Source organism: Martelella sp. AMO21009 (assembly GCF_053484295.1).
Window position 1 is genome coordinate 12,508 of record NZ_JBAKFR010000005.1, and the last position, 25,957, is coordinate 38,464.

Sequence of the window (25,957 nt, forward strand, 5' to 3'; positions counted from 1 at the left end):
TGTTTTTCTTCTTGATGGGCCACGCCGCCGCGGCAAACCGCAGGCGGCATAAGCAGCGCTCTTGCCAGCTTGCCACAAGATCACCACCTGACACGAATAAAAACTTGGAATCCGCCGTCTGTCCACTGTCAGGAGGCTTGCGCAATTGGCGTCAGCCATCGGATTCGGCTATAAAAAACCAGATGATTCTAGCTTGAGATCGTGATTCACATTGACTGATCAAACGACACCTTCGGGCGGCGGCCTGCCGCCGGGCATCGAGCCCATCTCCATCATGGAGGAAATGCAGCGTTCCTATCTCGATTACGCCATGAGCGTGATCGTCAGCCGCGCGCTGCCGGATGTTCGTGACGGCCTGAAGCCGGTGCACAGGCGTATTCTCTATGGCATGTCCGAAATGGGCGTGGACTGGAACAAGAAATACGTCAAATGCGCCCGCGTCACCGGCGATGTCATGGGTAAATACCATCCCCATGGCAACGCCGCGATCTATGACGCGCTGGCGCGCATGGCGCAGGACTGGTCGCTGCGCCTGCCGCTGATCGACGGGCAGGGCAATTTCGGCTCCGTCGACGGCGACCCGCCGGCGGCCGAACGCTATACCGAGTGCCGGCTGCAGAAGGTCGCGCATACGCTGCTCGACGATCTCGACAAGGAGACCGTCGATTTCCGCGAGAACTATGACGGCACGCTGTCTGAGCCGTCGGTTCTGCCGGCGAAGTTCCCGAATCTTCTGGTCAATGGCGCGGGCGGCATCGCCGTCGGCATGGCCACCAATATCCCGACCCACAATCTGGGCGAGGTGATCGACGGCTGTATCGCGGTGATGGAAAATCCCGCGATCGAACTGCCGGAACTGATGCAGATCATCCCGGGACCGGACTTCCCGACCGGGGCGCAGATTCTTGGCCGTGCGGGCATCAAGTCCGCCTATGAGACCGGGCGCGGCTCGGTGATCATGCGCGGCAGGGCCACGATCGAACCGATGCGCGGCGACCGCGAGCAGATCATCATCACCGAGATTCCCTATCAGGTGAACAAGGCGACGATGATCGAGAAGATGGCCGAACTGGTGCGCGACAAGCGCATCGAGGGCATTTCCGATCTGCGCGACGAAAGCGACCGCGAAGGCTATCGCGTCGTCATCGAACTCAAGCGCGACGCCAATGCCGAGGTCATCCTCAACCAGCTTTATCGCTACACGCCGCTGCAGACCTCGTTCGGCTGCAATATGGTGGCGCTGAATGGCGGCAAGCCGGAACAGCTTACCCTGCTCGATATCCTGCGGGCCTTCGTCGCCTTCCGTGAAAGCGTCGTCAGCCGGCGGACCAAATATCTGCTGAGAAAAGCGCGCGAGCGCGCCCACGTGTTGGTTGGTCTGGCCATCGCCGTTGCCAATATCGACGAGATCATCAACCTGATCCGCCGCGCGCCCGATCCGCAGACGGCGCGCGAGCAGTTGATGGAGCGCCACTGGCCGGCCCAGGATGTGGAGGCGCTGATCCGCCTTATCGACGACCCGCGCCACAAGATTTCCGAGGACGGCACCTATCAGTTGTCCGAGGAGCAGGCCCGCGCCATTCTCGAACTGCGGCTGTCGCGCCTGACCGCGCTCGGTCGCGATGAGATCGGCGACGAGTTGAACAAAATCGGCGATGAAATAAAGTCTTATCTCGAAATCCTGTCATCGCGGATGAAGATCCAGGCGATTATCAAGGAAGAGCTGATCGCGGTCCGCGACGAATTCGGCACGCCCCGGCGCACCGAAATTCTCGAAGGCGGTCCGGACATGGACGACGAGGATCTGATCGCTCGCGAGGACATGGTCGTCACTGTGTCGCGCAACGGCTATATCAAGCGCGTGCCGCTGACCACCTACCGCGCCCAGCGTCGCGGCGGCAAGGGCCGCTCGGGCATGTCGATCCGCGACGAGGATTTCGTCACCCGGCTGTTCGTGGCCAACACCCACACGCCGGTGCTGTTCTTCTCCTCGCGCGGCATCGTCTACAAGGAAAAGGTCTGGCGCCTGCCGATCGGCACGCCGCAATCGCGCGGCAAGGCGCTGATCAACATGCTGCCCCTGCAGCAGGGCGAGGCGATCACCTCCATCCTGGCGCTACCGGAGGATGAAGAAAGCTGGTCCGAACTCGACGTGATGTTCGCCACCACGCGCGGAACCGTGCGCCGCAACAAGCTGTCGGATTTCGTGCAGGTGAACCGCAACGGCAAGATCGCGATGAAGCTCGACGACGAGAACGATCGCATCCTGTCGGTCTGGACCTGTACGCCGGATGACGACGTGCTGCTGACGACCGCCATGGGCCAGGCGATCCGCTTCCCGGTTCCCGCCATCCGCGTCTTTGCCGGCCGCAACTCGATCGGCGTGCGCGGCATCGGTCTGGCGGAAGGCGACGAGGTGATCTCGATGACCATCGTCAGCCATGTCGACGCCGAGCCTTGGGAGCGCGCCGCCTATCTGAAGCGGGCAGCGCTCGAACGCCGCACCGAAACCGGGGAGGGCGAGGATATCGCGCTCGTCGGCGAGGACGTGGCGGAAGAGGGCGTGCTCAGCGATGACCGCTATGAGGAGCTGAAGTTCCGCGAGCAGTTCATCCTGACCGTTACGGAAAAGGGCTTCGGCAAGCGGTCGTCCTCCTACGACTTCCGCATCTCTGGACGCGGCGGCAAGGGCATCCGCGCCACCGACACCTCGAAGACCGACGAAATCGGCAAGCTGATTGCCGCCTTCCCGGTTCTCGACGGCGACCAGATCATGCTGGTTACCAATGCCGGGCAGCTGATCCGGGTGCCGGTCTACGACATCCGCATCGCCAGCCGCACTGCCAAGGGCGTCACGGTGTTCAAGACCGGCGCCGAGGAAAAGGTGGTCTCGGTCGAGGTCATCAGCGAGCCGGACGACGATGAGGTGATCGAGGATGCCGTGGAAGCCGGTGTCGATGTCGAGGCCGGCAGCGAAGGCGCGGCCGAGGTGACGGACGCCCCTGACGACGGAACCGACGAGACCTGATCGGCAAACAACGGGAATGAACACTGGAGCCGGGCCTTGCGCCCGGCTTCTTCGTTTCACGTCACCGTTTGCAGCCTGAACCGGCTTGCAGACCGGCACTTTCCATGACAAAAGGCCGTGACCGGAAACGGGGCCGAGGACGCGACGAAGCATATGGCGAAGGCATTTTACACAGGCTCATTCGACCCGATGACCAACGGGCATCTCGACGTCGTGCTGCAGGCGCTGAACGTCGCGGAAAAGCTCGTGATCGGCATCGGCGTGAACGCCGGCAAGACGCCATTGTTCACCTTCGACGAGCGGGCCGATTTTCTGAAGCGCGGCGTTGCCGAAAACCTGCCGGAGCGGGCAGGGGATATCGAGGTGATCGCTTTCAGCGGCCTTGCCGTGGATGCCGCGCGCGAGGCAGGCGCCAGCCTGATCATCCGCGGACTGCGCGATGGCACGGATTTCGACTACGAGATGCAGATGGCCGGCATGAACGGCGAGATGGCCCCGGACATCCAGAGCGTGTTTGTCCCGGCAAAACCGGCCTCGCGTCCGATATCGGCCACATTGGTGCGGCAGGTCGCGGCCATGGGCGGCGATGTGGCGCGCTTTGTGCCGGACTATGTAGCGGCGGCGCTGAAGGCAAAACACTCGCGGTAGCCTGGTGAGGAAACCTTTTTCAAGGAGAACGACATGCGCAAGATGATTGCGGGACTGGCAGCGGCGACGCTGATTTCGACATTCGCGGGTACGGCCATGGCCGCCGACACGCTGACCTTCAACACCACCGAAGGCCCCTTCACCATCGAGCTTTTCGAAGATCTCGCGCCGCAGAATGCCGCGCGCGTGAAGGAGCTTGCAGAAAGCGGCGCCTATGACAATGTGGTGTTCCACCGCGTGATCGACGGCTTCATGGCGCAGACCGGCGATGTCCAGTTCGGCGATACCGAGGACGGCTATGACCTCAACCGCGCCGGCATGGGCGGTTCCGACATGCCGGACCTGCCGGCCGAATTCTCCGACGTGCCGTTCAAGCGCGGCGTCGTCGGCATGGCCCGCGCCCAGGATCCGAACTCGGCCAACTCGCAGTTCTTCGTCATGCTCGAGGACGGCCCGTTCCTGAACGGCCAGTACACCGTGATCGGCGAAGTGGTCGACGGCATGGACAATGTCGACAAGATCAAGAAGGGCGATCAGGCCCAGAACGGCAAGGTTAGCGATCCGGACCGGATCCTGGACGTCACCGTCGGACAGTAAGTATTGAGCCCGCCTTGCCGGACCGGCGGGGCGGGTAAACCGCCACAGGAGAAAATGATGGCCGAAATCAAGGACCCGGAAAACACCTTCATCATGGAAACGACCAAGGGCAAGGTCGTGATCGAGGCGTTTCCGAACGTCGCGCCCAAACATGTCGATCGCATCCGCGAACTGGTGCGCGAGGGCGCCTATGACGGCGTCGTCTTCCACCGCGTGATCGCCGATTTCATGGCCCAGGGCGGCGACGTCGAGCACGGCAACACCAATTCGGACAAGTTCAACCCGGGCCGCGCCGGTACCGGCAGTTCCGACAAACCCGATCTTCCGGCCGAGTTTTCCGCCACCCGCCACGTGCGCGGTACCTGCTCCATGGCGCGTTCGCAAAACCCGAATTCCGGCAACTCCCAGTTTTTCATCTGCTTTACCGACGCTCCCTGGCTCGACAAGCAGTATTCGGTCTGGGGTCAGGTCATCGAGGGCATGGACGCCGTCGACAAGTTCGAAAAGGGCGAGCCGGTCCGCAACCCTGACCACATCATCACGATGAAGGTTGCGGCTGACGTTTGAGGCGGGAGCCGCCCTTCAATCTCTCCCCTTGAGGGAGAGATGCCCCGACAGGGGCAGAGAGGGGTGAAACCTCTCCGAGAGCACAGTGTTTGCGGCTTCTAGGGCTTACGCCCTTTACCCCTCTCTGTCGCTTTCGCGACATCTCCCCCTCAGGGGGGGAGATTGGTTGGAGCAAAGCTGAAAAGCCATCGACCCGTCCGGCCAAGGCCGGCGGGTTTTCGAATTTGAGAAATGTCCTGATACAATGCGCGTAGACCTCTTCGATTTCGACCTGCCGGACGAGAATATCGCCTTGCGGCCTGCTAGCCCGCGCGACAGCGCGCGGCTTCTGGTGGTGCGACCGGGCGAGGGGCTTGGCGATCATGTCGTCTCCGAACTCCCGTCCTTCCTGAGGCCGGGCGACGCGCTGGTATTCAACGACACGAAAGTGATCCCGGCCCAGCTCGAAGGCGTACGGCTGCGTGAGGGCGGCGAGGCGGTGCCGGTTTCGGCCACGCTGCATCTGAGGAAGGCGGACAACGTCTGGCACGCCTTTGCCCGGCCGGGCAAGCGCATCAAGCCTGGCGATGTGCTGCATTTCGTTTCCGCCGATGGTGCGACGACACTTTCCGCGATTGTGGAGGAAAAGCGCGACGGCGGCGAGGTGGTGCTCAGCTTCGAAGCGCGCGGCGGTGCGCTTGATGAAGCGATGATGCGCGTCGGCCACGTGCCGCTGCCGCCCTATATCGCCTCCAAACGCGCCGAGGACGGCAAGGATCGCGACGACTACCAGACAATCTACGCCCGCGAAAACGGCGCGGTTGCCGCGCCCACGGCCGGCCTGCACTTCACGCCGCGCTTGATGCAAGCGCTGGAAGACGCCGGGATCGAACGCCATTTCGTCACGCTCCATGTCGGCGCCGGCACCTTTCTGCCGGTCAAGGCCGATGACACCGACGACCATGTGATGCATTTCGAGCGCGGCATCGTAACTGCGGAAACCGCCGAGGCTCTGAACGCGGTCAAGGCGCGGGGCGGGCGGATCGTCTCCGTCGGCACCACCTCCCTCCGGTTGCTCGAAAGCGCGGCTGGCGAAAACGGCGAGATTGCGCCGTGGGAGGGCGAGACCGGCATCTTCATCACGCCCGGCTATCGTTTTCGCGCCGTCGACATGCTGATGACCAATTTTCACCTCCCGAAATCGACGCTTTTCATGCTGGTTTCGGCCTTTTCCGGTCTGGAGACCATGCGGGCGGCCTATGCCCATGCGATCGAAACCGGCTACCGATTTTATTCCTACGGCGATTCCAGCCTGCTGTTCAGGAAAGATAGATGAGCGACGATTTCCGTTTCACCCTGAAGGCCACCGACGGCAATGCCCGGCTTGGCGCGATCACCATGCCGCGCGGCGAGATCCGCACGCCGGCCTTCATGCCGGTCGGAACCGCCGGCACGGTCAAGGCGATGTATCTCGACCAGGTGCGCAATCTCGGCGCCGACATCATCCTCGGCAACACCTACCACCTGATGCTGCGCCCGGGTGCGGAGCGTGTCGCGCGCCTTGGCGGTCTGCACTCGCTGATCCGCTGGCCGCACCCGATCCTGACCGATTCCGGCGGGTTTCAGGTGATGTCGCTGGCTGATCTCAGGGAAATTGACGAGAAGAAGGGTGTCACGTTCAAGTCCCATATCGACGGCAGCGTCCACCATATGAGCCCTGAACGCTCGATCGAGATCCAGGGGCTTCTGGGCTCCGATATCCAGATGCAGCTCGATGAATGCGTCCGGCTACCCGCCGAGCGCGCCGAAATCGAGAAATCCACCGAGATGTCGCTTGCCTGGGCAGAGCGCTGCCGGGAAGCCTTTGGTGATCAGCCGGGCAAGGCGATGTTCGGCATCGTCCAGGGCGGCGACATCCCGGACCTGCGCGTCCGCTCGGCGCGCGGCCTCGCCGGTCTCGACCTCAAGGGCTATGCCGTCGGCGGCCTAGCCGTCGGCGAGCCGCAGGCGGTGATGCTGGCGATGTTGGAGACAACGCTTCCCGAGCTGCCAAGCGAAAAACCGCGCTACCTGATGGGCGTGGGCACGCCGGACGATATCCTGAAATCGGTCGCGCGCGGCATCGACATGTTCGATTGCGTGATGCCGACAAGGGCAGGGCGTCACGGTCTCGCCTTCACGCGTCGCGGCAAGGTCAACCTGCGCAATGCCCGCCACGCCGAGGATCTGCGCCCGCTGGACGAGGAAAGCGACTGCCCCGCGGCCCGCGACTACTCACGCGCCTATCTGCACCACCTGGTGCGTTCCAACGAGTCGCTGGGCGGCATGCTGCTGACCTGGAACAACCTGCATTATTACCAGAAGCTCATGCAGGGAATCCGCAAGGCGATCGCCGAGGGTCGCTACGACGATTTCGTGGCGGAGACCCAGGAAGGCTGGGCGAGGGGCGATGTCGCCGCTATCTGACCGGCGGCAATTCCCACCACCGGTAAAGCTCGTCAAGCGCCTTTGCGCTATGGCATTCGACCGTCGGCAGGCCGGAGCGGCGTAAGGCCTCGGCGTATTTGGTCGCGCTGTTTCGGGTCTTAAACAGGATCCAGTCAATCATCTCCCATTTAATGCTATCCTGCGCGCCTTCCAGGTGGCCGGCGCGTTCGGCCCGATTGACCGTTGTTCGCCTGATATAGCGCGCCAGCCGGCGCCAGCGGCTGGATGCGATTGAGGATCGCGCCGGTCGCACGCGCAAGGCGCTGCGGCATCAGCCGGCTGTAATTGCCGTCCATGACCCAGCGCTCGCCCATGATGGCGTCATCGTGCAGTCTGGCAAACTCGGCCTCGGGGCGCGGCTTCCAATCGGTGTTGGGCAGATGCTGGAACTGATCAAGATGGATCGCCGCGATATCCAGCTTTCTGGACAGGGCGACGGCCAGGGTCGATTTGCCCGCATTGGAGGGGCCGAGGACGACGATCCGCGTCCCGAGCGAATCGAGATCAAGCATGAGTGCACGCAGTCTGTTTTGCAGATTGTTTCTATGTGTCCCGCAGGGAACAGCACAAGGCGGACTCACTGCAATAAAGATCACATAATGTGGATTATGGAACTTATGGATGCCGCCGACGACCTGATTGTGCAGTCGCCGGTGCTCGCATTCCCGCTTTGACGAGCGGCGCTTAACGTAGCTCCATCAGTCGCTTGTGCGCAGCAGTGAAACCTTTCAGTGAAGCGCCAATGCTGAACTTCTCGTTGCCGTCGATCGGCTGGGCGATGATGTTCAGCGCGCCGCCATTCTTCATCCGATCGGCCATCGCTGCGTCGAATTCAACGGGCACGAGGCAGCCCTGCGGCAGACATGTCGAGAAACCGAATGTCTTGCCCTCGGTGGCGTCATCGATCGTCAGCGTCACGCCCTGGGCCAGCGCCAGGCCGAACGGCATGATGACGACGCCCTGGAACTTGTCATCCGGCGTCACCGACAATTCAACCGTCATCACCCGCTGGCCGCTATCCTTGGCCACCTGATTGTGGATCATCGCGCAGCGGTCGACGCCTTCGTTGGAAATGCAGGTGACGCGCCAGTCCTGATAGGTCTCGTTGATGGAGCTCGCGCCTTCCGGCAAGGCCGAAATGGCCGGGCTCGCGGCTGCGCCGAAAAGAAACGCCGAAACGATGCCGGCTGCGATGTGACGAGGTTTCACCAGGAATCTCCCAAATCCGTCTGATTTTCGCGTGAAACTAGCATGATTCGTCGGATGCCAACACCGGCAACCCGCTTGCGCGATACGCATGTTTTCGGGTTCCGCGCAAAGATGTGTGCGGCGATGCCGCGACGCCCGGTTTAATCCGCGGCAATGCTTGCATGGCCGCCGGTTCCTCGCCATAGTCGCCGGCAAATCGTAAGGCGTACAGACAGGAGAATTCCCGATGTCCTCGCACGGAAGGCGCGATGAACAGGAAGGCCATGCGCGGCCGCCCGTTCCCGATATCATGGCGATTCTCGGCGAGAACAAGCCGCGCCGGCGCTTCCCCTGGGGTTGGCTGGCGCTCGTTATCGTCCTTATTGCCGCGGGCTATGGCGGCTACCGCTTCTACCAGAGCGGCGACCTGCAACTGGTCGCGGCCCGGCCGGGATACACGACCGCCGAGGTGATCCGCGGACTGATGAACATCACCGTGCGCGCCACAGGTGCGATCGAGCCGATCAACCGTGTCGAGATTTCGAGCGAGCTTTCCGGCACGGTGAAGGACGTGCTGGTGGATTTCAACAGCGAGGTCAAGGCCGGTGACGTGCTGCTGGAACTCGAGACCGACGAACTGACGGCTGATATATTGAGCGCCAAGGCCAAGCTTGCCGCCGCCAATGCCGACGTCGCGTCGAGCGTCTCGGATGTCGAATCCGCCAAGGCGACCATGGATCGCACCGAGACTCTGGTGAAGCGCAATGTCGCGCCGCGCCAGGATTTCGAAGATGCGCAGTTTGCCTATGCGGCCGCCGTCGCCGACCGGCAGAGCGCGGAGGCGCGGCTCGATGTCGCCAAGGCCGAACTGGCACTGGCGGAACTGCGGCTCAGCAAGGCGACGATCCGCTCGCCGATCGATGGCATCGTGCTTTACCGCAATGTCGATGTCGGCCAGACCTTCACCACCTCGCTGGAGGCCCCTACTCTGTTCGTCATCGCCGGTGATCTCGGCCAGATGGAGCTGCGCGTCGATATCGATGAGGCCGATGTCGGCAAGGTCGAGCCGGGACAGAAGGCGAGCTTCACCGTCGAGGCCTTTCCGGATAAGCGTTTCCCTGCCGAAATCGCCTCGATCCGCTATGCCTCCGAGCTCAATAGCGACGTTGTGACCTACAAGGCGGTGCTGCTGGTCGACAACTCCGAGCGCCTGCTGCGCCAGGGCATGACCGCCACAGCCGATATTCTGGTGAGCGAATCCGAGGACGTCATCCTGGTGCCGACGGCGGCGCTGCGCTTCGTACCGGCCGGCGTTGATGCGCCGACCTCTTCGGGCGACGAACGCACCGCCTGGCTGCTGCGGAACGGCGAACCGCTGCCGGTTCCGATCACGGTCGGCGCCAGCGATGGCCGCTATACCGCCGTCGTGGATGGCGATCTGCGCGTAGGCGACATGGTGGTCACGGGCAATGGCCGGGAGGTTCGATGATATGAACGCAGCTCCTCCCCTTATCGAATTCCGCAAGGTCTCGCGGATCTACGGCTCCGGCGAAGCTGAAATCGCGGCCCTGAACAACGTCGATTTCTCGATCGAGGCCGGCGAATTCCTCTCGATCATGGGCCCGTCGGGCTCCGGCAAATCGACGGCGATGAACATTCTCGGCTGGCTCGACCGGCCGACCAGCGGCCAGTTCTTCTTCCAGGGCGTCGACACGACCGAACTGCCCGGCCCCAAGCTGACCCTGCTGCGCCGCCATCTGCTGGCCTTCGTGTTCCAGCGTTACAATCTTCTGCCGCGCTCCTCGGCGATCGAGAATGTCGAACTGCCCCTGCTCTATCGCGGCATCAGCCGCACCGAGCGCCGCGAACGCGCGGAAAACGCGCTCGATCAGGTGGGCCTCGGCGACCGGCTGCACCAGCGCACCATGGAGCTTTCCGGCGGCCAGCAGCAGCGCGTGGCGATTGCCCGCGCGCTGATCACGGAACCCGCCGTTCTGCTCGCCGACGAGCCCACCGGCAATCTCGATACCAAATCCAGCAACGAGATCATGGAACTGGTCACCAGCCTCAACGTCGATATCGGCATCACCGTGGTCATGGTCACCCATGACGAGAACGTCGCGCGCTACGCCAGCCGGCGTATGCATTTCCTTGATGGCAGGGTCGATGGCAGCTATCGGCCGGGCCGCGGCGAACGGCGGGAGGACGACCATGTTTCTTGAGATGCTGAAACTCGCGCTGCGGGCCGTCAGGCGCAACCTGCTGCGCTCGTTCCTCACCGTGCTCGGCGTCATCATCGGCGTTTCGGCGGTGATCGTCATGGTCACGGTGGCGAACGGCACGGCGGAACAGGTGCGCACCGAAATCGCACGCCTCGGCACGGATGTCCTGTTCGTGCGGCCCGGCCAGCGCGCGCCCGGTGCGGCCTCCGAAGCCGCCAAGGGCTTCACCGAGCGCGATATCGCGGCGCTTCGCAACCAGATACCCGATCTGCGCGCCGTTGCGCCCCAGAACATCATCGACGCGACCGTGGTCGCCGGCGGCAACAACCGCAAGACCGTGGTCATCGGCACCAGCGACGCGTTTCTCGATGCCCAGGACTGGACCATCGAAAGCGGCAGCGATTTCGCCGGCGCCGAGGTCGCGGCCGGCGATACCGCCTGCATTCTCGGCGCGACGGTGAAACAGGCGCTCTTCGCCGACGAGGATCCGGTCGGCCGCAATGTCCGCGTCGGCACTATTTCCTGCGCCGTTATCGGCACGCTCGGCGCCAAGGGCGAGGCCGGCATGGGCCGCGATCAGGACGATATCGTGCTGATGCCGATCGCCACCTTCCAGCGACGGCTCGGCGGCGACAGCTATATCGAAAGCATCGTGCTCGCCGCGAAAGACGGCGTTTCCACGCAGGATATGAAGGCCGAAGTCGGCGAACTCCTGCGCGAGCGGCGCAACATCCTGCCGGGCCGGCCGGATGATTTCGAGGTGAACGACATGACCGAGATCACCAACGCGGTCTCCGGTACCCGAAGCCACCTCACGGGCATGCTGGCGGCGATTGCCGGCGTCAGCCTGCTGGTCGGCGGCATCGGCATCATGAACATCATGCTGGTTTCGGTCACCGAGCGCACCCGCGAAATCGGCCTCCGGCTCACCGTCGGCGCGCTGGAGCGGCAGGTTCTGCTGCAGTTCATCGTCGAGGCGCTGGTGCTGTCGATATCGGGCGGCGTGGCCGGCATCGTGATCGGCCTCGGCCTTGCCTATGCCGCCGTGCAGTATCTCTCCCTGCCCTTCGTCATCGACCCCTGGATGATCGCCGGCGCATTCGGCTTCTCGGCCCTGATCGGCTTGATTTTCGGCTATTTCCCGGCAAGGCGGGCCGCACGGCTCAGCCCGATCGATGCGCTGCGGTTCGAGTGAGTAAGCCGAGGCCTCTCGGCCCACAATCTCCCCCCATGAGGGGGAGATGTCGCGAAAGCGACAGAGAGGGGTAAAGGGCGTAAGCCCTAAAAGCGCATGCTCCGTGCTCTCGGAGAGGGTTCACCCCTCTCTGCCCCTGTCGGGGCATCTCTCCCTCAAGGGGAGAGATTGATGGCTGCAACGCCTCGAGAAAACACGATGACTATGAGGACTTGGCGGGTTTCAAACGGCGGGATAGGCTGAAGCGCCTTACCCCACAAAAGCCCGTTCGATCACGAACTGCGACGGCTTGTTGTTGGCGCCTTCGGTCAGGCCGGCGGCTTCCAGAAGCGCCTTGGTGTCCTTCAGCATCTCGGTCGAGCCGCAGATCATGGCGCGGTCCGTTTCCGGGTTCAGCGCGGGAACGCCGAGGTCCTCGAAAAGCTTGCCGCTGGCGATCAGGTCGGTGATGCGGCCGGTGCGCACGAAATCCTCGCGGGTGGCGGTGGCGTAATGGTGCAGCTTGCCGCCGACGACTTCGCTCAGGATTTCGTCATTCTCGATCTCGTTGACGAGGTCGAAGCCGTATTTCAGCTCGGCCACTTCGCGGCAGGTGTGGGTCAGGATCACCTCGTCGAACTTTTCAAACGTTTCCGGCTCGCGGATCAGGCTCGCGAACGGGGCAATCCCGGTTCCGGTCGAGAACATGTAGAGCCGCTTGGCCGGCGTCAGTGCGTCGAGCACCAGCGTGCCGGTCGGCTTCTTGCGCATCAGCACCGTGTCGCCGGGCTGGATCTTCTGCAGATGCTGGGTCAGCGGACCGCCCGGAACCTTGATCGAGAAGAATTCCAGCGTGTCGGCCCAGGCCGGACTTGCGATCGAATAGGCGCGGTAGATCGGCTTGCCGTCGACCATCAGGCCGATCATGGCGAACTCGCCCGAGCGGAAGCGGAACCCGGCCGGTCGCGTCATGGTGAAGCGGAACAAATGGTCGGTGTAATGCTCCACGCTCAGCACGGTCTCGCCGTAAACCCCGGCGGGCAAGGCAGTCGCAAGATCGTCGGTATTGGTCTGCACGTTCATGTCTGGTCCTGTCATTCTGTCTCGTCGGCGCCTTCGATCCGCTTGCGGGTCATCTCCTCCAGCGCTCAAATACTACCGCTCGCCGACAATTGCAAAGTCAGCGAAAAATTCTTAGAGCGCCGTGCATCCATTCGGATGCACTAAGGACGCTCTAAGCTATTGAATCTACGCATCGTGCTTTCCGAAAATCGATTTCGATTTTCGGGCCGATGCTGTAGGCTTTTCACGCGCCCGCCTGGCGCCGCCAGCTATAGCCGGGCACCGCGGCGGCGGGTTTTGCTGCGGGCTGATAGTAGCGCGTCACCGCCGGCAACCGCCCCTCCCCGAGCCGGCGGATCGCCGTCTCGTTGGTCACGGCGAAGCTGTCGAAACCGCAACGCAGCATATGCACCAGCGGATCGATCAGCACGTCGCCGATCGCGCGCAGTTCGCCGGTATAGCCCAGCCGCTCGCGCAAAAGCGTCGCCTGCGAAAACGCGCGGCCATCGCTGAAGGCCGGGAAGGTGAGCGCCACAAGCGCGATCCGGTCGAGATAGGGTGCCAAACGCGTGGGATCGTCGAACGGGCCGAGCACCACGCCGACGGGTTCATTGCCGTCGACGCCATGCTCGATGATCTCGGCGTAGGGCGTCAGAGCGCGTTCGCCCTCGCCGGCCTTGCGTTCTTCGGTTTCCGCCACCCAGGGGTCGTTCTCGACGAAGCCGCCTTCTTTCCAGATTGCAGTCATGCGGTGTCTCCTCAGGCAGCCCTGGCTTTTTCGGGATAGAGCGCATCCTTGAAGGGCTGCGCGCCGAGCCTGCGATAGGCTTCGATGAATGTTTCGTCCTTGGCCGATCGCAGCGAAAGATAGGTATCGACGATCGTCTCCACCGCATCCGTCACCTTGGATGGCTCGAAGCCGCGGCCGACGATCTCGCCGATAGAGGTGTTCTCGTCCGCCGAGCCGCCAAGCGTGATCTGGTAGAGTTCCGCGCCCTTCTTCTCGACCCCCAGAAGGCCAATATGGCCGACATGGTGATGGCCGCAGGCATTGATGCAGCCGGAAATCTTGATCTTCAGATCGCCGATCTCGGCCTGACGCTCGGCATTGCCGAAACGGCTCGAAAGTTCCTGCGCCAGCGGGATCGAACGCGCATTGGCGAGCGCGCAATAGTCGAGCCCGGGACAGGCGATGATGTCGGTGATCAGCCCGGCATTGCCGGTTGCGAGCCCCGCTTCCTCAAGCGCGCGATAGACGGCCGGCAGATCGGCGCGGGCGACATGCGGCAGCACCAGGTTCTGCTCGTGACTGACGCGTATTTCATCGAAACCGTAACGCTCGGCGATATCGGCGACCGCTTCCATCTGCGCGTCGGTCGCATCGCCGGGAATACCGCCGATCGGCTTCAGCGAGATCGTCACCATCGCATAGTCGTCGCGCTTGTGGGCGACTGTGTTGCGGGTCAGCCAGTTGATGTAGCCGGCATCGGCGGTATCGAACCGGTCGCGCTCGCGGGCCGGCAGTTCCGGCGGCGCGAAATAGGCGCGGATCGCCTCGACATCGCCTTCCGGCAGCGTCAGTTCGCCGCCCTTCAGCGCCTCGAACTCCTGTTCGATCTGCGCCTTCAGCTCCTCGGTTCCGGTCTCGTGGACGAGGATCTTGATACGCGCCTTGAACTTGTTGTCGCGGCGGCCATTGAGGTTGTAGACGCGCAGGATCGCTGTCGCATAGGTCAGCAGATCGGCTTCGGGAAGGAAGTCGCGCACCTTCTTGGCGATCATCGGCGTGCGCCCCTGCCCGCCGCCGACATAGACGGCAAAGCCGAGTTCGCCGGCCTCGTTCCGCTTCAGATGCAGGCCGATATCGTGAACCTGGATCGCCGCCCGGTCGCGTTCCGCGCCGGTCACGGCGATCTTGAACTTGCGCGGCAGGAACGAGAATTCCGGATGCAGCGACGACCACTGCCGCAGGATTTCCGCATAGGGTCGCGGATCGGCGACCTCGTCGGCGGCCGCGCCCGAAAAATGGTCGGCGGTGACATTTCGGATGCAATTGCCCGAGGTCTGGATCGCGTGCATTTCCACGCTCGCGAGATCGCGCAGGATCGCCGGAATGTCGGAAAGCTTCGGCCAGTTGAACTGGATGTTCTGGCGCGTGGTGAAATGGCCATAGCCGCGGTCATAGGTCCGCGCCACATGGGCGAGCATGCGCATCTGTCGGGCATTCATCGTGCCATAGGGCACGGCGATGCGCAGCATGTAGGCGTGAAGCTGGAGGTAAACGCCGTTCATCAGCCTCAGGGGCTTGAACTGGTCCTCGGTGATCTCGCCGGAAAGGCGGCGCTCGACCTGGTCGGCGAACTGGTCCACCCGCTGGGCGACGAAATCCTTGTCGAATTCATCGTAACGATACATGAGGTCTTACGCCTCCACGCGTTCTGGTTTGGCGGCGGCATAGCCGGCCGCATAAGGAATGGTCGGGCCTTCGGCGCGGATGCGCTCGCGCAGCCTGAGCGGCCAGATGCGCCCGTCGGGGCGCTCCTCGACGTCGATGACGGCAAGATCGACCACCTTGTTGGCGGAGAAATCACGCTTGCCGATCTCGTCGAGGCTATCGATCGCCGCGTCGTGGCGGGCCACCAGAGCGGATTGCAGATCCTCGCACCAGCAGCCATTGGCATCGAGCCAGACGGCAAGGCCATCGGTCAGGCGATTTGCGGTCAGAACCTTAGCGGACATGGGCAACTCCCTTGAATTTCGTCTGGGCGACCTGGTTATCCTGCGAAAGCGCGCTCGAATGCTTCAGATTGGCGCCGGCCACCGCGTCGCCAATGATCACCATGACAGGGCCGGAAAGGTCCTCGCGGGCCTCAAGCAGCGCCATCTCGGAAAGCACGCCGTGGAACAGGCGTTGATTGCTGCGGCTGGCGTTTTCGATCACCGCGATCGTGGTGTCGGCCGGAACGCCCGCCTCCTGAAGCCGGGCGCCGAGCTTGGCGGCAACGGAACGGCCCATATAGACGGCAATGGTGGCGCCCCGGACCGCGAGCGCGGCCCAGTCCGGCAGGGTGTCACCATTGAGGTCGTGGCCGGTCGTAAAAACCAGGGTCGAGGCGACGCCGCGCAACGTCAGCGGCAGTTCGAAATCGGCGGCCGCAGCCGTGGCGGACGTGATGCCGGGCACAACCTCATAGGAAACGCCGGCCGCGCGCAGCGCCGCCATCTCCTCGCCGGCGCGGCCGAAGATCAGCGGATCGCCGGATTTCAGCCGCACGACGCGCTTGCCTTCTTTGGCAAGATCGACCAGCAGATCGTTGATTTCGTTCTGAGACTTCGAATGGCAATTCTTGCGCTTGCCGACGGCAATGCGCTCCGCATCGCGGCGGCCCATATCGACGACGGCCTGGGGAACGAGCGCATCATAGGCGATCACATCGGCTTCCATCATCAGCCGGTGGGCGCGGATCGTCAGCAGGTCCTCGGCGCCGGGGCCTGCGCCGACAAGCGCCACGTGACCGGAGACCTTGCTGCCGTCGGCGATGATCTCGTCGGCAAGACATTCGGCCTCGAGCGCCCTTCCCTTTTCGATGGCGTTTGCCACCGAACCGTTGAAGAAGCGTGACCAGAAAGCGCGGCGCGCAGCGCCGCGCGGGATGTTGGCGTCGACCTTGTCGCGCAGGCGATTTGCGAGCTGTGCAAGGGGCCCGAGGGAACGCGGCAGCATGGTATCGATCTGGGCGCGGATCATCTGGGCAAGCACGGGGCCGGCACCTTCGGTTCCGATGGCAACGGCGACCGGAGGACGCGCGACCAGCGCCGGCGTGTAGAAATCGCAATCGTCCTTCTGGTCCACGGCGTTGACAGGGATGGAAGCCGCGCGGGCGGCCTCGGCTATCAGGTGATCCTGATCGCTGATCCCGGTCGCGGCAAACACCAGCACCGCGCCTTGAAACTGTTCCGGAGCAAAGGATGCTTCCACAAGCTCATAGCCGTGCTCGGCGAGAAACGCCCGGTAGTCGTCCTCCGCGCTCTCGGCATAGGCCATGATCGCGGCGCTGGTCTTGGCCATCAGCCGGGCCTTGGCAAAGGCCTCGTCTCCGCCGCCGAAAATCGCGACCTTGCGGCCATCGACCCGGAAAAACGCCGGGAAAGTCGTCAACAAATCGTCTTTCGTGCCCATTGCGCACAGTCCTTCTCAAGATTGGCACAACAATCGCTCTGTGTTGGCAATGTTTGAAGAAACGAAAATGCGCGGGCGCGCGGGATGGAACATTTCATTCCTCAAATCCGTGCAATGCAGGGCAAATTTACCCGCAGTGTCAGGCCGAGGCTTGCGCTCGCATGCCAATGTCCTTTTAAATCGGGTTCTCCAATCTGCCGAACTGGAATCACCGTGGACGACCAGACCCTCACCGACCGCCTCCTTGCCGTGATCGAAGACGATATCCTGCCCAAGACGCTCAAGGGCGTCAGCGGCGGCAACAAGGTTTTCGGCGCGGCCATCCTGCGCAAGGACGATCTGTCGCTGGTGATCGCCGGCACCAATGACGAGACCAGCAATCCGCTCTGGCACGGCGAGGTGCATACGCTGAAGCAGTTCTACGAACTGCCCGACCCGCCCACGACGCGCGATCTGATCTTCCTGTCGACCCACGAACCCTGCACAATGTGCATGTCGGCGATCACCTGGGCCGGATTCGACAATTATTTCTATTTCTTCAGCCACGAGGATTCGCGCGACAGTTTCGCCATTCCCCATGACCTCAAGATCATGAAGGAACTTTACGGTCTGGAGCCCGGCGGCTATCGCCGCAAGAACGCCTTCTTCACCGCGCGCTCGATCATCGACATGGCCGAGGCAAGCGCGGAGCCGGCGCGCAGCGGGTTCATGGAACGGATCGACGCTATCCGCAAAACCTACGCCCTTGCCTCCGACACCTATCAGGCGCACAAGGGCGACACCAAGATACCGCTCGGCTAAAGCCCGATCGCACAGCAATACGGAGTCCGAACCCGTGGAAGCCTCCCGCGACATCACGCGTCTTCTCGAGATCATGGCCGCCTTGCGCACGCCCGAAACCGGCTGCCCGTGGGACCTGAAACAGGATTTCGACAGCATCAAGCCCTATACGATCGAGGAAGCCTATGAAGTGGCCGACGCGATCGAGCGCAAGGATTTCGACGATCTTTGCGATGAACTCGGAGATCTGCTGCTTCAGGTGGTGTTCCACGCCCGCATGGCGGAGGAAAAGGGCCTGTTTTCCTTCGGAGACGTGGTTCACGCCATCACCGCCAAGATGATCCGCCGCCACCCGCATGTCTTCGCCGTCAACGCGGCCGATACGCCGGAAGCGGTCAAGATCCAGTGGGACGAGATCAAGCGGCAGGAAAAGGCCGAGCGCGCCGAACGACGGGCGAAAAGCGGGATCACCGAAGACTTCAAGGCCGGACATCTCGGCGGCGTCCAGCGCTCCTTTCCCGCGCTGACGGAAGCGCTGAAGCTGCAGGAGCATGCCGCCCGCGTCGGCTTCGACTGGTCCGAACCGGAACCGATCCTCGCCAAGTTCGAGGAGGAGATCGGCGAGTTGCGCGAAGCGTTTCAGACAGGCGACAAATCCCGCATTTCCGACGAGCTCGGCGACCTGATCTTCGCCGCCGTCAACCTCGCCCGCCACACAAAGACCGATCCCGAACAGGCGCTGCGCGGCACCAACACGAAATTCCGCCGACGATTCAATCATATCGAAGAAACGCTCAATGCCTCCGGCGAGACCCTCGACGAAGCGACGCTGGAACGTATGGAAGCGCTGTGGCAGGACGCCAAGGCCATCGAGCGTCAGCTTGCCGGCGGCTGAGGGCACTTATCCAGCTATTAGCCGTTAAAGGTGGGCCCCAAAATATGCCACACGGCCGAACAATCTCCCCTCTTGAGGGAGAGATGCCCCGACAGGGGCAGAGAGGGGTGCAGCGAACACCGCTCACTCTGAGCTGATCGGAAAGGGTTAACCCTCTCTGTCGCTTTCGCGAAATCTCCCCCTCAAGGGGAGAGATTGGGTGAGGCGACGCATTACATCATATCGAGGGCTTTGGTTTTGCACGACCTCATCACCGTCAAAACCTGAGCGCATCACTCCGCCAGCATGCTCTCCAGCCGCTGCGCCTCGCCGCCGGCAAGGCGCAGGTCGAGGCTGACGGAGCCGTCCTCGAGATCGCGGCGTTCGTCGACAAGCGCGTGTTCGTAAAGCCAGGGGAGCAGATGCAGCTGGTCGGGCGAGAGCGTGATCGTGGTCTCGGTCAGCACGCCCGCAAGCCGGTCGGCGATGCGGTCGACAAGCGCGTCGACGCCCTCGCCGGAAATGGCGGAGACGGCCATGACGTTTTCGGTGGAGGACGCCCGCGCCATCATCACATCGTGTTCTTGCGGACCCAGCAGATCGACCTTGTTCCAGACCTCCAGAATGCGGGCATTCTGCTCGGCCTCGTCAATGCCGAGTTCGCCGAGAATGCGTAGCACATCGGCCGATTGCGCATCGCGGGCGGGATCGGCCATGTCGCGGACGTGGAGGATAAGGTCCGCTTCCAGCACCTCTTCCAGCGTGGCGCGGAAGGCGGCGACCAGGTGGGTCGGCAGGTCCGAAATGAACCCCACGGTATCGGACAGGATCACGGTGCGCCCATGCGGCAGCTTCATCCGGCGTAGCGTCGGGTCGAGGGTCGCAAACAGCATGTCCTCGGCCAGCACCCCTGCCCCGGTGATCCGGTTGAACAGCGTCGACTTGCCGGCATTGGTGTAGCCAACGAGAGCCACAATCGGATGCGGCACCTTCTTGCGCTTGGAACGGTGAAGCTGTCGGGTGCGGACCACCTGCTCCAGCTCGCGTTCGAGCTTGGTGATGCGCTCGCGCAGCATCCGCCGGTCGGCCTCGATCTGGGTTTCGCCGGGGCCGCCCATGAAGCCGCCGCCGCCGCGCTGGCGCTCAAGGTGGGTCCAGCTTCTGACCAGACGGCCGCGCTGGTAATTGAGATGGGCGAGTTCGACCTGAAGCCGCCCCTCCTTGGTGGAGGCGCGCTCGCCGAAGATTTCGAGAATCAGCCCGGTGCGGTCGATGACCTTGGCGACCCAGGCCTTTTCGAGGTTGCGCTGCTGCACCGGCGAAAGTGGGTGATCCACGACCACGAGACCGATATTGTTCTCGTCCAGCAGGGCATCGAGCTCTTCGATCTTCCCGGTTCCAAGCAGGGTTGCCGGCCGCGGATCATTGATCGTCACGATTTCGGAGGCCGCAACCTCGAGCCCGATCGCGCGGGCAAGGCCTTCGGCCTCCTGCAGGCGGCTTTCAGGCGCGCGCGCGGACAGCGCGGTGCGTTCGGCCTCGGCCCGCGACTGTTTGATGACCGGCACGATCACGAGAACGCGGGAGGAATCCCTGTTCTCGTATTCGCTCTCGGGAAATTGGGTATTGTCGGAAATGGAAGCTCACCTATCAGGAAGCGTTGTCATCGCCTTCGAACATCTGCACCGGCTGGCCCGGCATGATCGTCGAAATGGCGTGCTTGTAGACAAGCTGCGAATGACCGTCACGGCGCAGCAGAACACAGAAATTGTCGAACGACGTCACCACGCCGGTCAATTTCACGCCGTTGATCAGGAAGATCGTCAGGGAAATTTTCTGCTTGCGAACCGTGTTGAGAAAAAGATCCTGCAAATTCTGAGAACGTTCCGCCATAGCGCCGCTTCTTTCTTTCTCTTGCCGGCCGGGGCCGGTTCCACCTCTTCGTTGCCATCGAAAACGTCAGGGCAACAGATCATGAACTTTTGGTAGCAAATCACCGGCGCTTCCGCAACGGCGAAAAACATGAGCCGCCGAGACTCCTTTTTCGTGGGCCATGCGGGCAGGCCTGATCGCTCAGAAATACTGGATCGAAACCCGGAAAAGCTGCTCGACGTGACGCACTGCGGAAGCCGCCGCAAACAGGATCACCCGGTCATGCGCCTTGATCTTGAGGTCGCCATGCGGTCGGATCACATCCTCGCCGCGGTAGATCGCGCCAATACGGATGCCGTCGGGCAGGTCGAGGTCGCGGAACGGAGTGCCGACCAGTGGCGATGTCGCCAGCGCCTCCGCCTCGATCACTTCGGCGGCGCCCTTCTGCACGGCATAGACCGAGCGGATGCGGCCCTTGCGCACATGCTGCAGCACGCGCGAAATTGTGACAGCGCGCGGATTGATATAGGCATCGATGCCGAGCGACTTGGTGACGTCGTGGAACGAGGGATTGTTCAGAAGCGCCAGATTGGACTTGCAGCCGAGCTGCTTGGCGATCACCGAGGACAGGATATTGGTCTGGTCGTTATTGGTCAGCGCCACCATCAGATGGGCGTCGGGCACGTCCGCCTGCACCATGATGTTCTGGTCGAGCGCCGAACCCTGGATGACGATCCCGTGGTGGAGCGCGTCCGAGACCGCCACCGCCTTGTCGCGGTCCTGCTCGATCATCTTGATGCGAGTCTTGGGCTGCAGATCCTCGATCGACTTGGCGACGAAGAAGCCGATATTGCCGCCGCCGGCAATCACGATCCGCCGCGCCTCTTGTTCCTCATGGCCGAACAGCGCCAGCGTGCGCCGGATATGCTCATGTTCGCACACCACATAGACGAGGTCGCCAGCGAGGATCTGATCGGTGGAGTGCGGAATGATCACCTCTTCATGGCGATAGATGCCGGTCACCGTCGCGTTCAGGTCCGGAAAAAGCTGGCTGAGCTGGACGAGCGGCGTGTTCAGCACCGGGCAGTCGTCATTGCATTCAACGGCGAGCATCGCGATCTTCTCGTCGGCGAACCGCACGATATCGGTGGCGCCGGGGAAGGAAATGCGCCTGAGCACCATCTTGCCGACTTCGACCTCGGGCGAAATCGTAACGTCAATCGGCATGTGGTCGCGCGAAAACAGGTCCGAATAATGCGAATGCAGATAGCTTTGCGAACGGATGCGGGCGATCTTGGTCGGCACGTTGAACAGCGAATGCGCCACCTGGCAGGCCACCATGTTGATCTCGTCATGCAGCGTGACGGCGATGATCATGTCGGCCTGATCGGCGCCGGCCTTGGCCAGCATGTCCGGATGGGCACCGTGGCCGACATAGCCGCGCACATCCAGAAGCTCGGTGATGGCGGTGATGAGCGAGGCGGACGTATCGATAACGGAGACGTCGTTATATTCCTGGGAAAGCCGCTCGGCGATGCCGAAACCGACCTGGCCAGCGCCGCAGATGATGATTTTCATAAGAACCCCTCTGGGGTTTGGTATGTTCAGTTGGCCGCAATCTGCCCGGTTTTGGCTTAAATGCCAAGCGACTTCAGCTTGCGGTGCAGCGCCGACCGCTCCATCCCGACAAATTCGGCGGTGCGCGAAATGTTCCCGCCGAAGCGGTTGATCTGCGCCATCAGATAGTCGCGTTCAAAGCGCTCTCGGGCCTCTCTCAACGGCAGCGTCATGATATGCGCGTCACCCGAGGTCTGGATCTGCGGCAACACGTCGGAAAGATCGGCCGGCAGCAGATCGGCGGAGATCGGCGCGGACGCATCCTCTTCGCGCGACAGGATCAGCAACCGCTCCAGATTGTTGCGCAACTGCCTGATATTGCCCGGCCAGTCATGGGCCTGCAATATCGCCATCGCGTCATCGCCGATCGAGCGCTGGCGGATGCCGGCCTGCTCGCAAAGCTGGCGCATGACGAAATCGACGAGGAAAGGGATATCCTCGCGCCGCTCGGAAAGCGACGGGATGCGCACCGGCACCACCGCCAGCCTGTGAAACAGGTCCTGCCGGAACTGTCCCTCCTGGATACGCGCCTGAAGATCAAGCGCAGTGGAAGACAGGATGCGGACATCGACCGACACCCGCCGGCTGCCGCCAACCCGCTCGAACTGCTGGTCCACCAGCACGCGCAGGATCTTCTTCTGGGTTTCGAGCGGCATTTCGCCGATCTCGTCCAAATAGAGCGTGCCGCGATGTGCGCGTTCCAGCGCGCCGGTCTTGCGCGTCCGTCCGCCGCCCGCTTCCACCCCGAAAAGCTCTGTCTCCATGTTTTCAGGCGTGATGGCCGCGGCGTTCAGCGCCACGAACGGGCCCTCGGCGCGCAGGCTCTTCTTGTGCATCAGCCGGGCCACGACCTCCTTGCCGGAGCCGGAGGGCCCGAAGATCATCACGCGGGAGTTGGTGGGGCCGACCTTGTCCACCATCTGGCGCAGTTGCGAGACCAGCAGCGAAGAGCCGACGAGTTCTTCCGGGTCGCCGCTCTTGCGCTTGAGTTCCTGCACCTCGTTCTTCAGGCGCGAATTTTCCAGCGCGCGTTCGGCGATCAGAACCAGCCGGTCGGCCTTGAACGGCTTTTCGATGAAATCGAACGCGCCGCGCTTGATCGAGGAAACGGCGGTTTCGATATTGCCATGGCCGGAGATCATGACCACCGGCAGATCGGCATAGCGCGACTTGATTTCCTCCAGCAGCGCCAGCCCGTCGAGCCGGCTTCCCTGCATCCAGATGTCAAGGAAGATCAGGCGCGGAACCCGGTCGGCGATCGCCGCCAGCGCGCTGTCGCTGTCATGCGCGACGCGGGTTTCGTGTCCCTCGTCGGACAGGATGCCCGATACGATATCGCGGATATCGGCTTCGTCGTCGACGACAAGAATATCAGAGGCCATCTTGTTTCTCCTTGTCCGTTTCCTGGCGCTCGCCGTCGTGGATATGCGGCAGTTCAACGCGGATCATCGCCCCTCGCCCGCCGGCGAAGTCTTGCGGCGCATCATGCAGTTCGAGTTTGCCGCCATGCTCCTCGATGATCTTGCGAACGATCGCGAGACCAAGGCCGGTCCCCTTTTCGCGCATGGTGATGTATGGCTCAAGGATCATGTGGCGATTTTCGACCGGTAGTCCCTTGCCGTTGTCGATGAAGTCTATGACGTAGCGATCACGGGTTTCGTCATGCGCGGCACGCACCAGTATCTTGCGCTCGCCGTCGAACTCATTTGTTGGAACCGCTTCAATGGCTTCGACGGCGTTCTTGATCAGATTTCCGAAGGCCTGGCCCAGCATGCGATCGTCAAACAGGCCCGTTAGCGGCTCGTCGCCAAGATCGCGCAGGAAGGTCACGTCGGTGCGGCCCATTTCCAGCAGGAAAATCGCGTCGGAAAGGATCGTGCGCAGGTCGCCTTGCGTCTTGGACGGCTTTGGCATGCGGGCGAAGGAGGAGAACTCGTCCACCATGCGGCCGATGTCGCCCACCTGACGGACGATTGTATCAGTACACTGATCGAAGACCTTGCGATCTTCCTCGTCCTCGATCTTCCGCCCGAAGCGCCGCTTGATCCGTTCCGCCGAAAGCTGGATCGGGGTCAGCGGGTTCTTGATCTCGTGGGCGATGCGCCGCGCCACATCGGCCCAGGCGGTTGAGCGCTGGGCAATGATGAGGTCGGTGATGTCATCAAGCGTGATGACATAGGCGTTCGAACCATCACGCGAATCCTCGCGCGTCACCTGAACCGAAAGCGTACGTTCCTTGCCAAGCCGCACGAGATTGATCTGCTGGCGGAAGTTCTGCCGGCTGCGCCGCATGGCGGCGGTCATCACCAGATCGATCTCAGGCGATATCTCCTCCAGCCTGCGACCGAGCAATTCGTCGTCACGTGCCGCCAGAAGCTCGCCTGCGGAGACGTTCACGATCGTCACCATTCGGTTTTCATCGACGCCGATCACCGCGGCGGTCACGCCGGAAAGCACCGCCTCGATAAACCGACGGCGGTCATCGACCTCGTCCTTGGCCACCAGAATCTCGCGCTGCTGTTCGCGGATTTCGGCGACCATCTTGTTGAACGTGCTGGAAAGCCTGCCGACATCGCCGTCGATGGAGCGCACCGGCACGGCAACCTTCATGTCGCCGGAGGCGACCTGGTCCGCGGCCCCTATCAGCATGCGGATCGGCAGCACGATGCGGTCGGCGACCGCGATGCCAGTCCAGATCGCGGCGAGCAGAACGATCAGCGCGAAACCGAGATAGAGCACGGCGAAGGCGACCTGGATCGAAACCCGGCCTTCCTCCATCGAACTGTATTCGGAGACGTTGTCCTCGATCATCCGCATCGCGCCCATCACGGTCGGATCGACGGCGCGGACGGTGTAGAGCAGGCTGTCGGGTATTGCTTCAAGTGCGATGATCGCGCCGACCAGATTGGTGTCGCCCGGCGGGATCAGCGTCGGCGTGCCGGCAGCGGCCTTCTCCAGCGCGTCCTTCGGAATATCAGGCAGCGGCTTGTCGTCGCCGAGATCGGCCTCGACGATGACGCTGCCATCCGCGCGCACCAGCGAGGCGCCGAGCAGGCCGCGTCCCCGCGCCTGCCGCGTCATCAGGTCCGAAAATCCCCGCCGGTCGAGCAGATAGAGCGAGCGATTGCGCTCCAGATCGTTGCCCATGGACAGCGTCTGGCCCTGCAGGTAGCTGGCATTCTCCATCATATAGGCCTGCGCCACATTCAGCGAGGACTGAACGATGGACTGGGTCCTGAGCGCAAACCAGCGATCGAGCCCGGCATTGAGCGTCAGCGTGGCGAAGATCGCGACCAGAATGGCGGGCGTGATCGCGACGATCGAAAACAGCGCCACGATGCGGATATGAAGCTGGGCCGCCGCCCGGCCGCGTCTTCGGGCCTTCAGCAGGTGGCTGACCTCCCGCCCTATCAGGAAGGCCATGGCGATGACGAACAGGGAGTTGGTCGCCACCAGCGCGATCACCACCTTGCCGGTAGGCTTGATCGGCGTCAGGCCCAGCAGAATGAAAAGCGACAGGAAAGCGGTGATCAGCGCGCCGCTGACAACGAACATGCCGGGCGATCTGAGAATAGCCCGCGCGCCGCCGCGCCCGTATGGCGCGCCATCGTGGCTCCCCTCCTGATGGACGGAGTGCGTCTCCGCCATGCTGCCCTCTGCAGTCATTATCGCCCTTCTTGTC

24 protein-coding genes are annotated in these 25,957 nt (G+C 62.7%); 11 read left to right on the forward strand and 13 right to left on the reverse strand.

Annotated features, from left to right (window positions below; translation table 11 throughout):
• The first annotated feature begins 211 nt into the window (after positions 1 to 211).
• From gyrA to tgt, 6 genes are all read left to right on the forward strand, one after another.
• A complete protein-coding gene (gyrA, locus tag V6766_RS07785) occupies positions 212 to 3,028 on the forward strand; it encodes a DNA gyrase subunit A (RefSeq protein ID WP_448465181.1) in 2,817 nt (938 codons plus the stop codon).
• Between the two features lie 153 nt (positions 3,029 to 3,181).
• The gene (gene coaD, locus V6766_RS07790) at positions 3,182 to 3,676 is read left to right on the forward strand and encodes a pantetheine-phosphate adenylyltransferase (RefSeq protein ID WP_448465183.1); all 495 of its coding nucleotides are present in this window, start codon (positions 3,182 to 3,184) and stop codon (positions 3,674 to 3,676) included.
• Between the two features lie 33 nt (positions 3,677 to 3,709).
• On the forward strand, positions 3,710 to 4,273 hold the full coding sequence (locus tag V6766_RS07795) for a peptidylprolyl isomerase (protein ID WP_018063291.1): 564 nt from the start codon (positions 3,710 to 3,712) through the stop codon (positions 4,271 to 4,273).
• 57 nt (positions 4,274 to 4,330) lie between these two features.
• The gene (locus V6766_RS07800) at positions 4,331 to 4,840 is read left to right on the forward strand and encodes a peptidylprolyl isomerase (protein ID WP_448465185.1); all 510 of its coding nucleotides are present in this window, start codon (positions 4,331 to 4,333) and stop codon (positions 4,838 to 4,840) included.
• Between the two features lie 244 nt (positions 4,841 to 5,084).
• Entirely contained in the window at positions 5,085 to 6,155 is a 1,071-nt protein-coding gene (gene queA, locus V6766_RS07805; protein ID WP_448465187.1) for a tRNA preQ1(34) S-adenosylmethionine ribosyltransferase-isomerase QueA, read from the forward strand.
• Positions 6,152 to 7,285, forward strand: coding sequence for a tRNA guanosine(34) transglycosylase Tgt (tgt, locus tag V6766_RS07810; RefSeq protein WP_448465189.1), 1,134 nt, complete (start codon positions 6,152 to 6,154; stop codon positions 7,283 to 7,285). Before queA ends, tgt begins: the two co-directional genes overlap by 4 nt.
• Here tgt and V6766_RS07815 read toward each other — a convergent pair.
• From V6766_RS07815 to V6766_RS07825, 3 genes are all read right to left on the reverse strand, one after another.
• Positions 7,278 to 7,427, reverse strand: coding sequence for a hypothetical protein (locus V6766_RS07815; RefSeq protein WP_448465191.1), 150 nt, complete (start codon positions 7,425 to 7,427; stop codon positions 7,278 to 7,280). The genes tgt and V6766_RS07815 overlap by 8 nt on opposite strands.
• Before the next feature lie 13 nt (positions 7,428 to 7,440).
• Complete coding sequence (locus V6766_RS07820) at positions 7,441 to 7,818, reverse strand: hypothetical protein (RefSeq protein WP_448465193.1); 378 nt, start codon at positions 7,816 to 7,818, stop codon at positions 7,441 to 7,443.
• Positions 7,819 to 7,990: 172 nt separating this feature from the next.
• Positions 7,991 to 8,515 (reverse strand): invasion associated locus B family protein, encoded by a 525-nt coding sequence (locus V6766_RS07825; protein WP_448465195.1) that lies wholly within the window; start codon positions 8,513 to 8,515, stop codon positions 7,991 to 7,993.
• Between the two features lie 226 nt (positions 8,516 to 8,741).
• On the opposite strand from V6766_RS07825, the gene V6766_RS07830 reads away from it, so the two are divergent.
• From V6766_RS07830 to V6766_RS07840, 3 genes are read left to right on the forward strand one after another with little or no spacing between them, the layout of a single operon-like run.
• Positions 8,742 to 9,983, forward strand: a complete 1,242-nt coding sequence (locus tag V6766_RS07830) for an efflux RND transporter periplasmic adaptor subunit (RefSeq protein ID WP_448465197.1) — start codon at positions 8,742 to 8,744, stop codon at positions 9,981 to 9,983.
• 1 nt (position 9,984) lies between these two features.
• A complete protein-coding gene (locus tag V6766_RS07835) occupies positions 9,985 to 10,716 on the forward strand; it encodes an ABC transporter ATP-binding protein (protein WP_448428854.1) in 732 nt (243 codons plus the stop codon).
• Positions 10,706 to 11,911 (forward strand): ABC transporter permease, encoded by a 1,206-nt coding sequence (locus tag V6766_RS07840; protein WP_448465199.1) that lies wholly within the window; start codon positions 10,706 to 10,708, stop codon positions 11,909 to 11,911. Before V6766_RS07835 ends, V6766_RS07840 begins: the two co-directional genes overlap by 11 nt.
• Positions 11,912 to 12,160: 249 nt before the next feature.
• Here the strand turns inward: V6766_RS07840 and V6766_RS07845 are convergent, their stop codons facing one another.
• The 5 genes from V6766_RS07845 to cysG all read right to left on the reverse strand — a co-directional run bounded on the left by V6766_RS07845 (position 12,161) and on the right by cysG (position 17,132).
• On the reverse strand, positions 12,161 to 12,973 hold the full coding sequence (locus tag V6766_RS07845; RefSeq protein ID WP_448465699.1) for a ferredoxin--NADP reductase: 813 nt from the start codon (positions 12,971 to 12,973) through the stop codon (positions 12,161 to 12,163).
• A 223-nt stretch (positions 12,974 to 13,196) separates the two neighbouring features.
• Positions 13,197 to 13,700 (reverse strand): DUF934 domain-containing protein, encoded by a 504-nt coding sequence (locus V6766_RS07850; protein ID WP_448465201.1) that lies wholly within the window; start codon positions 13,698 to 13,700, stop codon positions 13,197 to 13,199.
• Between the two features lie 11 nt (positions 13,701 to 13,711).
• Positions 13,712 to 15,367, reverse strand: a complete 1,656-nt coding sequence (locus V6766_RS07855; protein WP_448465202.1) for a nitrite/sulfite reductase — start codon at positions 15,365 to 15,367, stop codon at positions 13,712 to 13,714.
• A gap of 6 nt (positions 15,368 to 15,373) precedes the next feature.
• Positions 15,374 to 15,691, reverse strand: coding sequence for a DUF2849 domain-containing protein (locus tag V6766_RS07860; protein WP_448465204.1), 318 nt, complete (start codon positions 15,689 to 15,691; stop codon positions 15,374 to 15,376).
• Entirely contained in the window at positions 15,681 to 17,132 is a 1,452-nt protein-coding gene (cysG, locus tag V6766_RS07865; protein ID WP_448465206.1) for a siroheme synthase CysG, read from the reverse strand. Before cysG ends, V6766_RS07860 begins: the two co-directional genes overlap by 11 nt.
• 213 nt (positions 17,133 to 17,345) lie before the next feature.
• On the opposite strand from cysG, the gene V6766_RS07870 reads away from it, so the two are divergent.
• Both V6766_RS07870 and mazG read left to right on the forward strand, forming a co-directional pair.
• Positions 17,346 to 17,933 (forward strand): nucleoside deaminase, encoded by a 588-nt coding sequence (locus tag V6766_RS07870; protein WP_448465208.1) that lies wholly within the window; start codon positions 17,346 to 17,348, stop codon positions 17,931 to 17,933.
• Positions 17,934 to 17,967: 34 nt separating this feature from the next.
• On the forward strand, positions 17,968 to 18,807 hold the full coding sequence (gene mazG, locus V6766_RS07875) for a nucleoside triphosphate pyrophosphohydrolase (protein ID WP_448465210.1): 840 nt from the start codon (positions 17,968 to 17,970) through the stop codon (positions 18,805 to 18,807).
• A gap of 272 nt (positions 18,808 to 19,079) precedes the next feature.
• Here mazG and hflX read toward each other — a convergent pair whose 3' ends face one another.
• The 5 genes from hflX to V6766_RS07900 all read right to left on the reverse strand — a co-directional run bounded on the left by hflX (position 19,080) and on the right by V6766_RS07900 (position 25,923).
• Positions 19,080 to 20,423, reverse strand: a complete 1,344-nt coding sequence (hflX, locus tag V6766_RS07880) for a GTPase HflX (RefSeq protein WP_448465701.1) — start codon at positions 20,421 to 20,423, stop codon at positions 19,080 to 19,082.
• 13 nt (positions 20,424 to 20,436) lie between these two features.
• Positions 20,437 to 20,679 (reverse strand): RNA chaperone Hfq, encoded by a 243-nt coding sequence (gene hfq, locus V6766_RS07885; protein ID WP_018063272.1) that lies wholly within the window; start codon positions 20,677 to 20,679, stop codon positions 20,437 to 20,439.
• Positions 20,680 to 20,859: 180 nt separating this feature from the next.
• Entirely contained in the window at positions 20,860 to 22,236 is a 1,377-nt protein-coding gene (gene trkA, locus V6766_RS07890) for a Trk system potassium transporter TrkA (protein ID WP_448465212.1), read from the reverse strand.
• Positions 22,237 to 22,292: 56 nt separating this feature from the next.
• The gene (ntrX, locus tag V6766_RS07895; protein ID WP_448465214.1) at positions 22,293 to 23,657 is read right to left on the reverse strand and encodes a nitrogen assimilation response regulator NtrX; all 1,365 of its coding nucleotides are present in this window, start codon (positions 23,655 to 23,657) and stop codon (positions 22,293 to 22,295) included.
• Complete coding sequence (locus V6766_RS07900) at positions 23,647 to 25,923, reverse strand: ATP-binding protein (RefSeq protein ID WP_448465216.1); 2,277 nt, start codon at positions 25,921 to 25,923, stop codon at positions 23,647 to 23,649. The genes ntrX and V6766_RS07900 overlap by 11 nt, the downstream gene beginning before the upstream one ends.
• Positions 25,924 to 25,957: the final 34 nt, after the last annotated feature.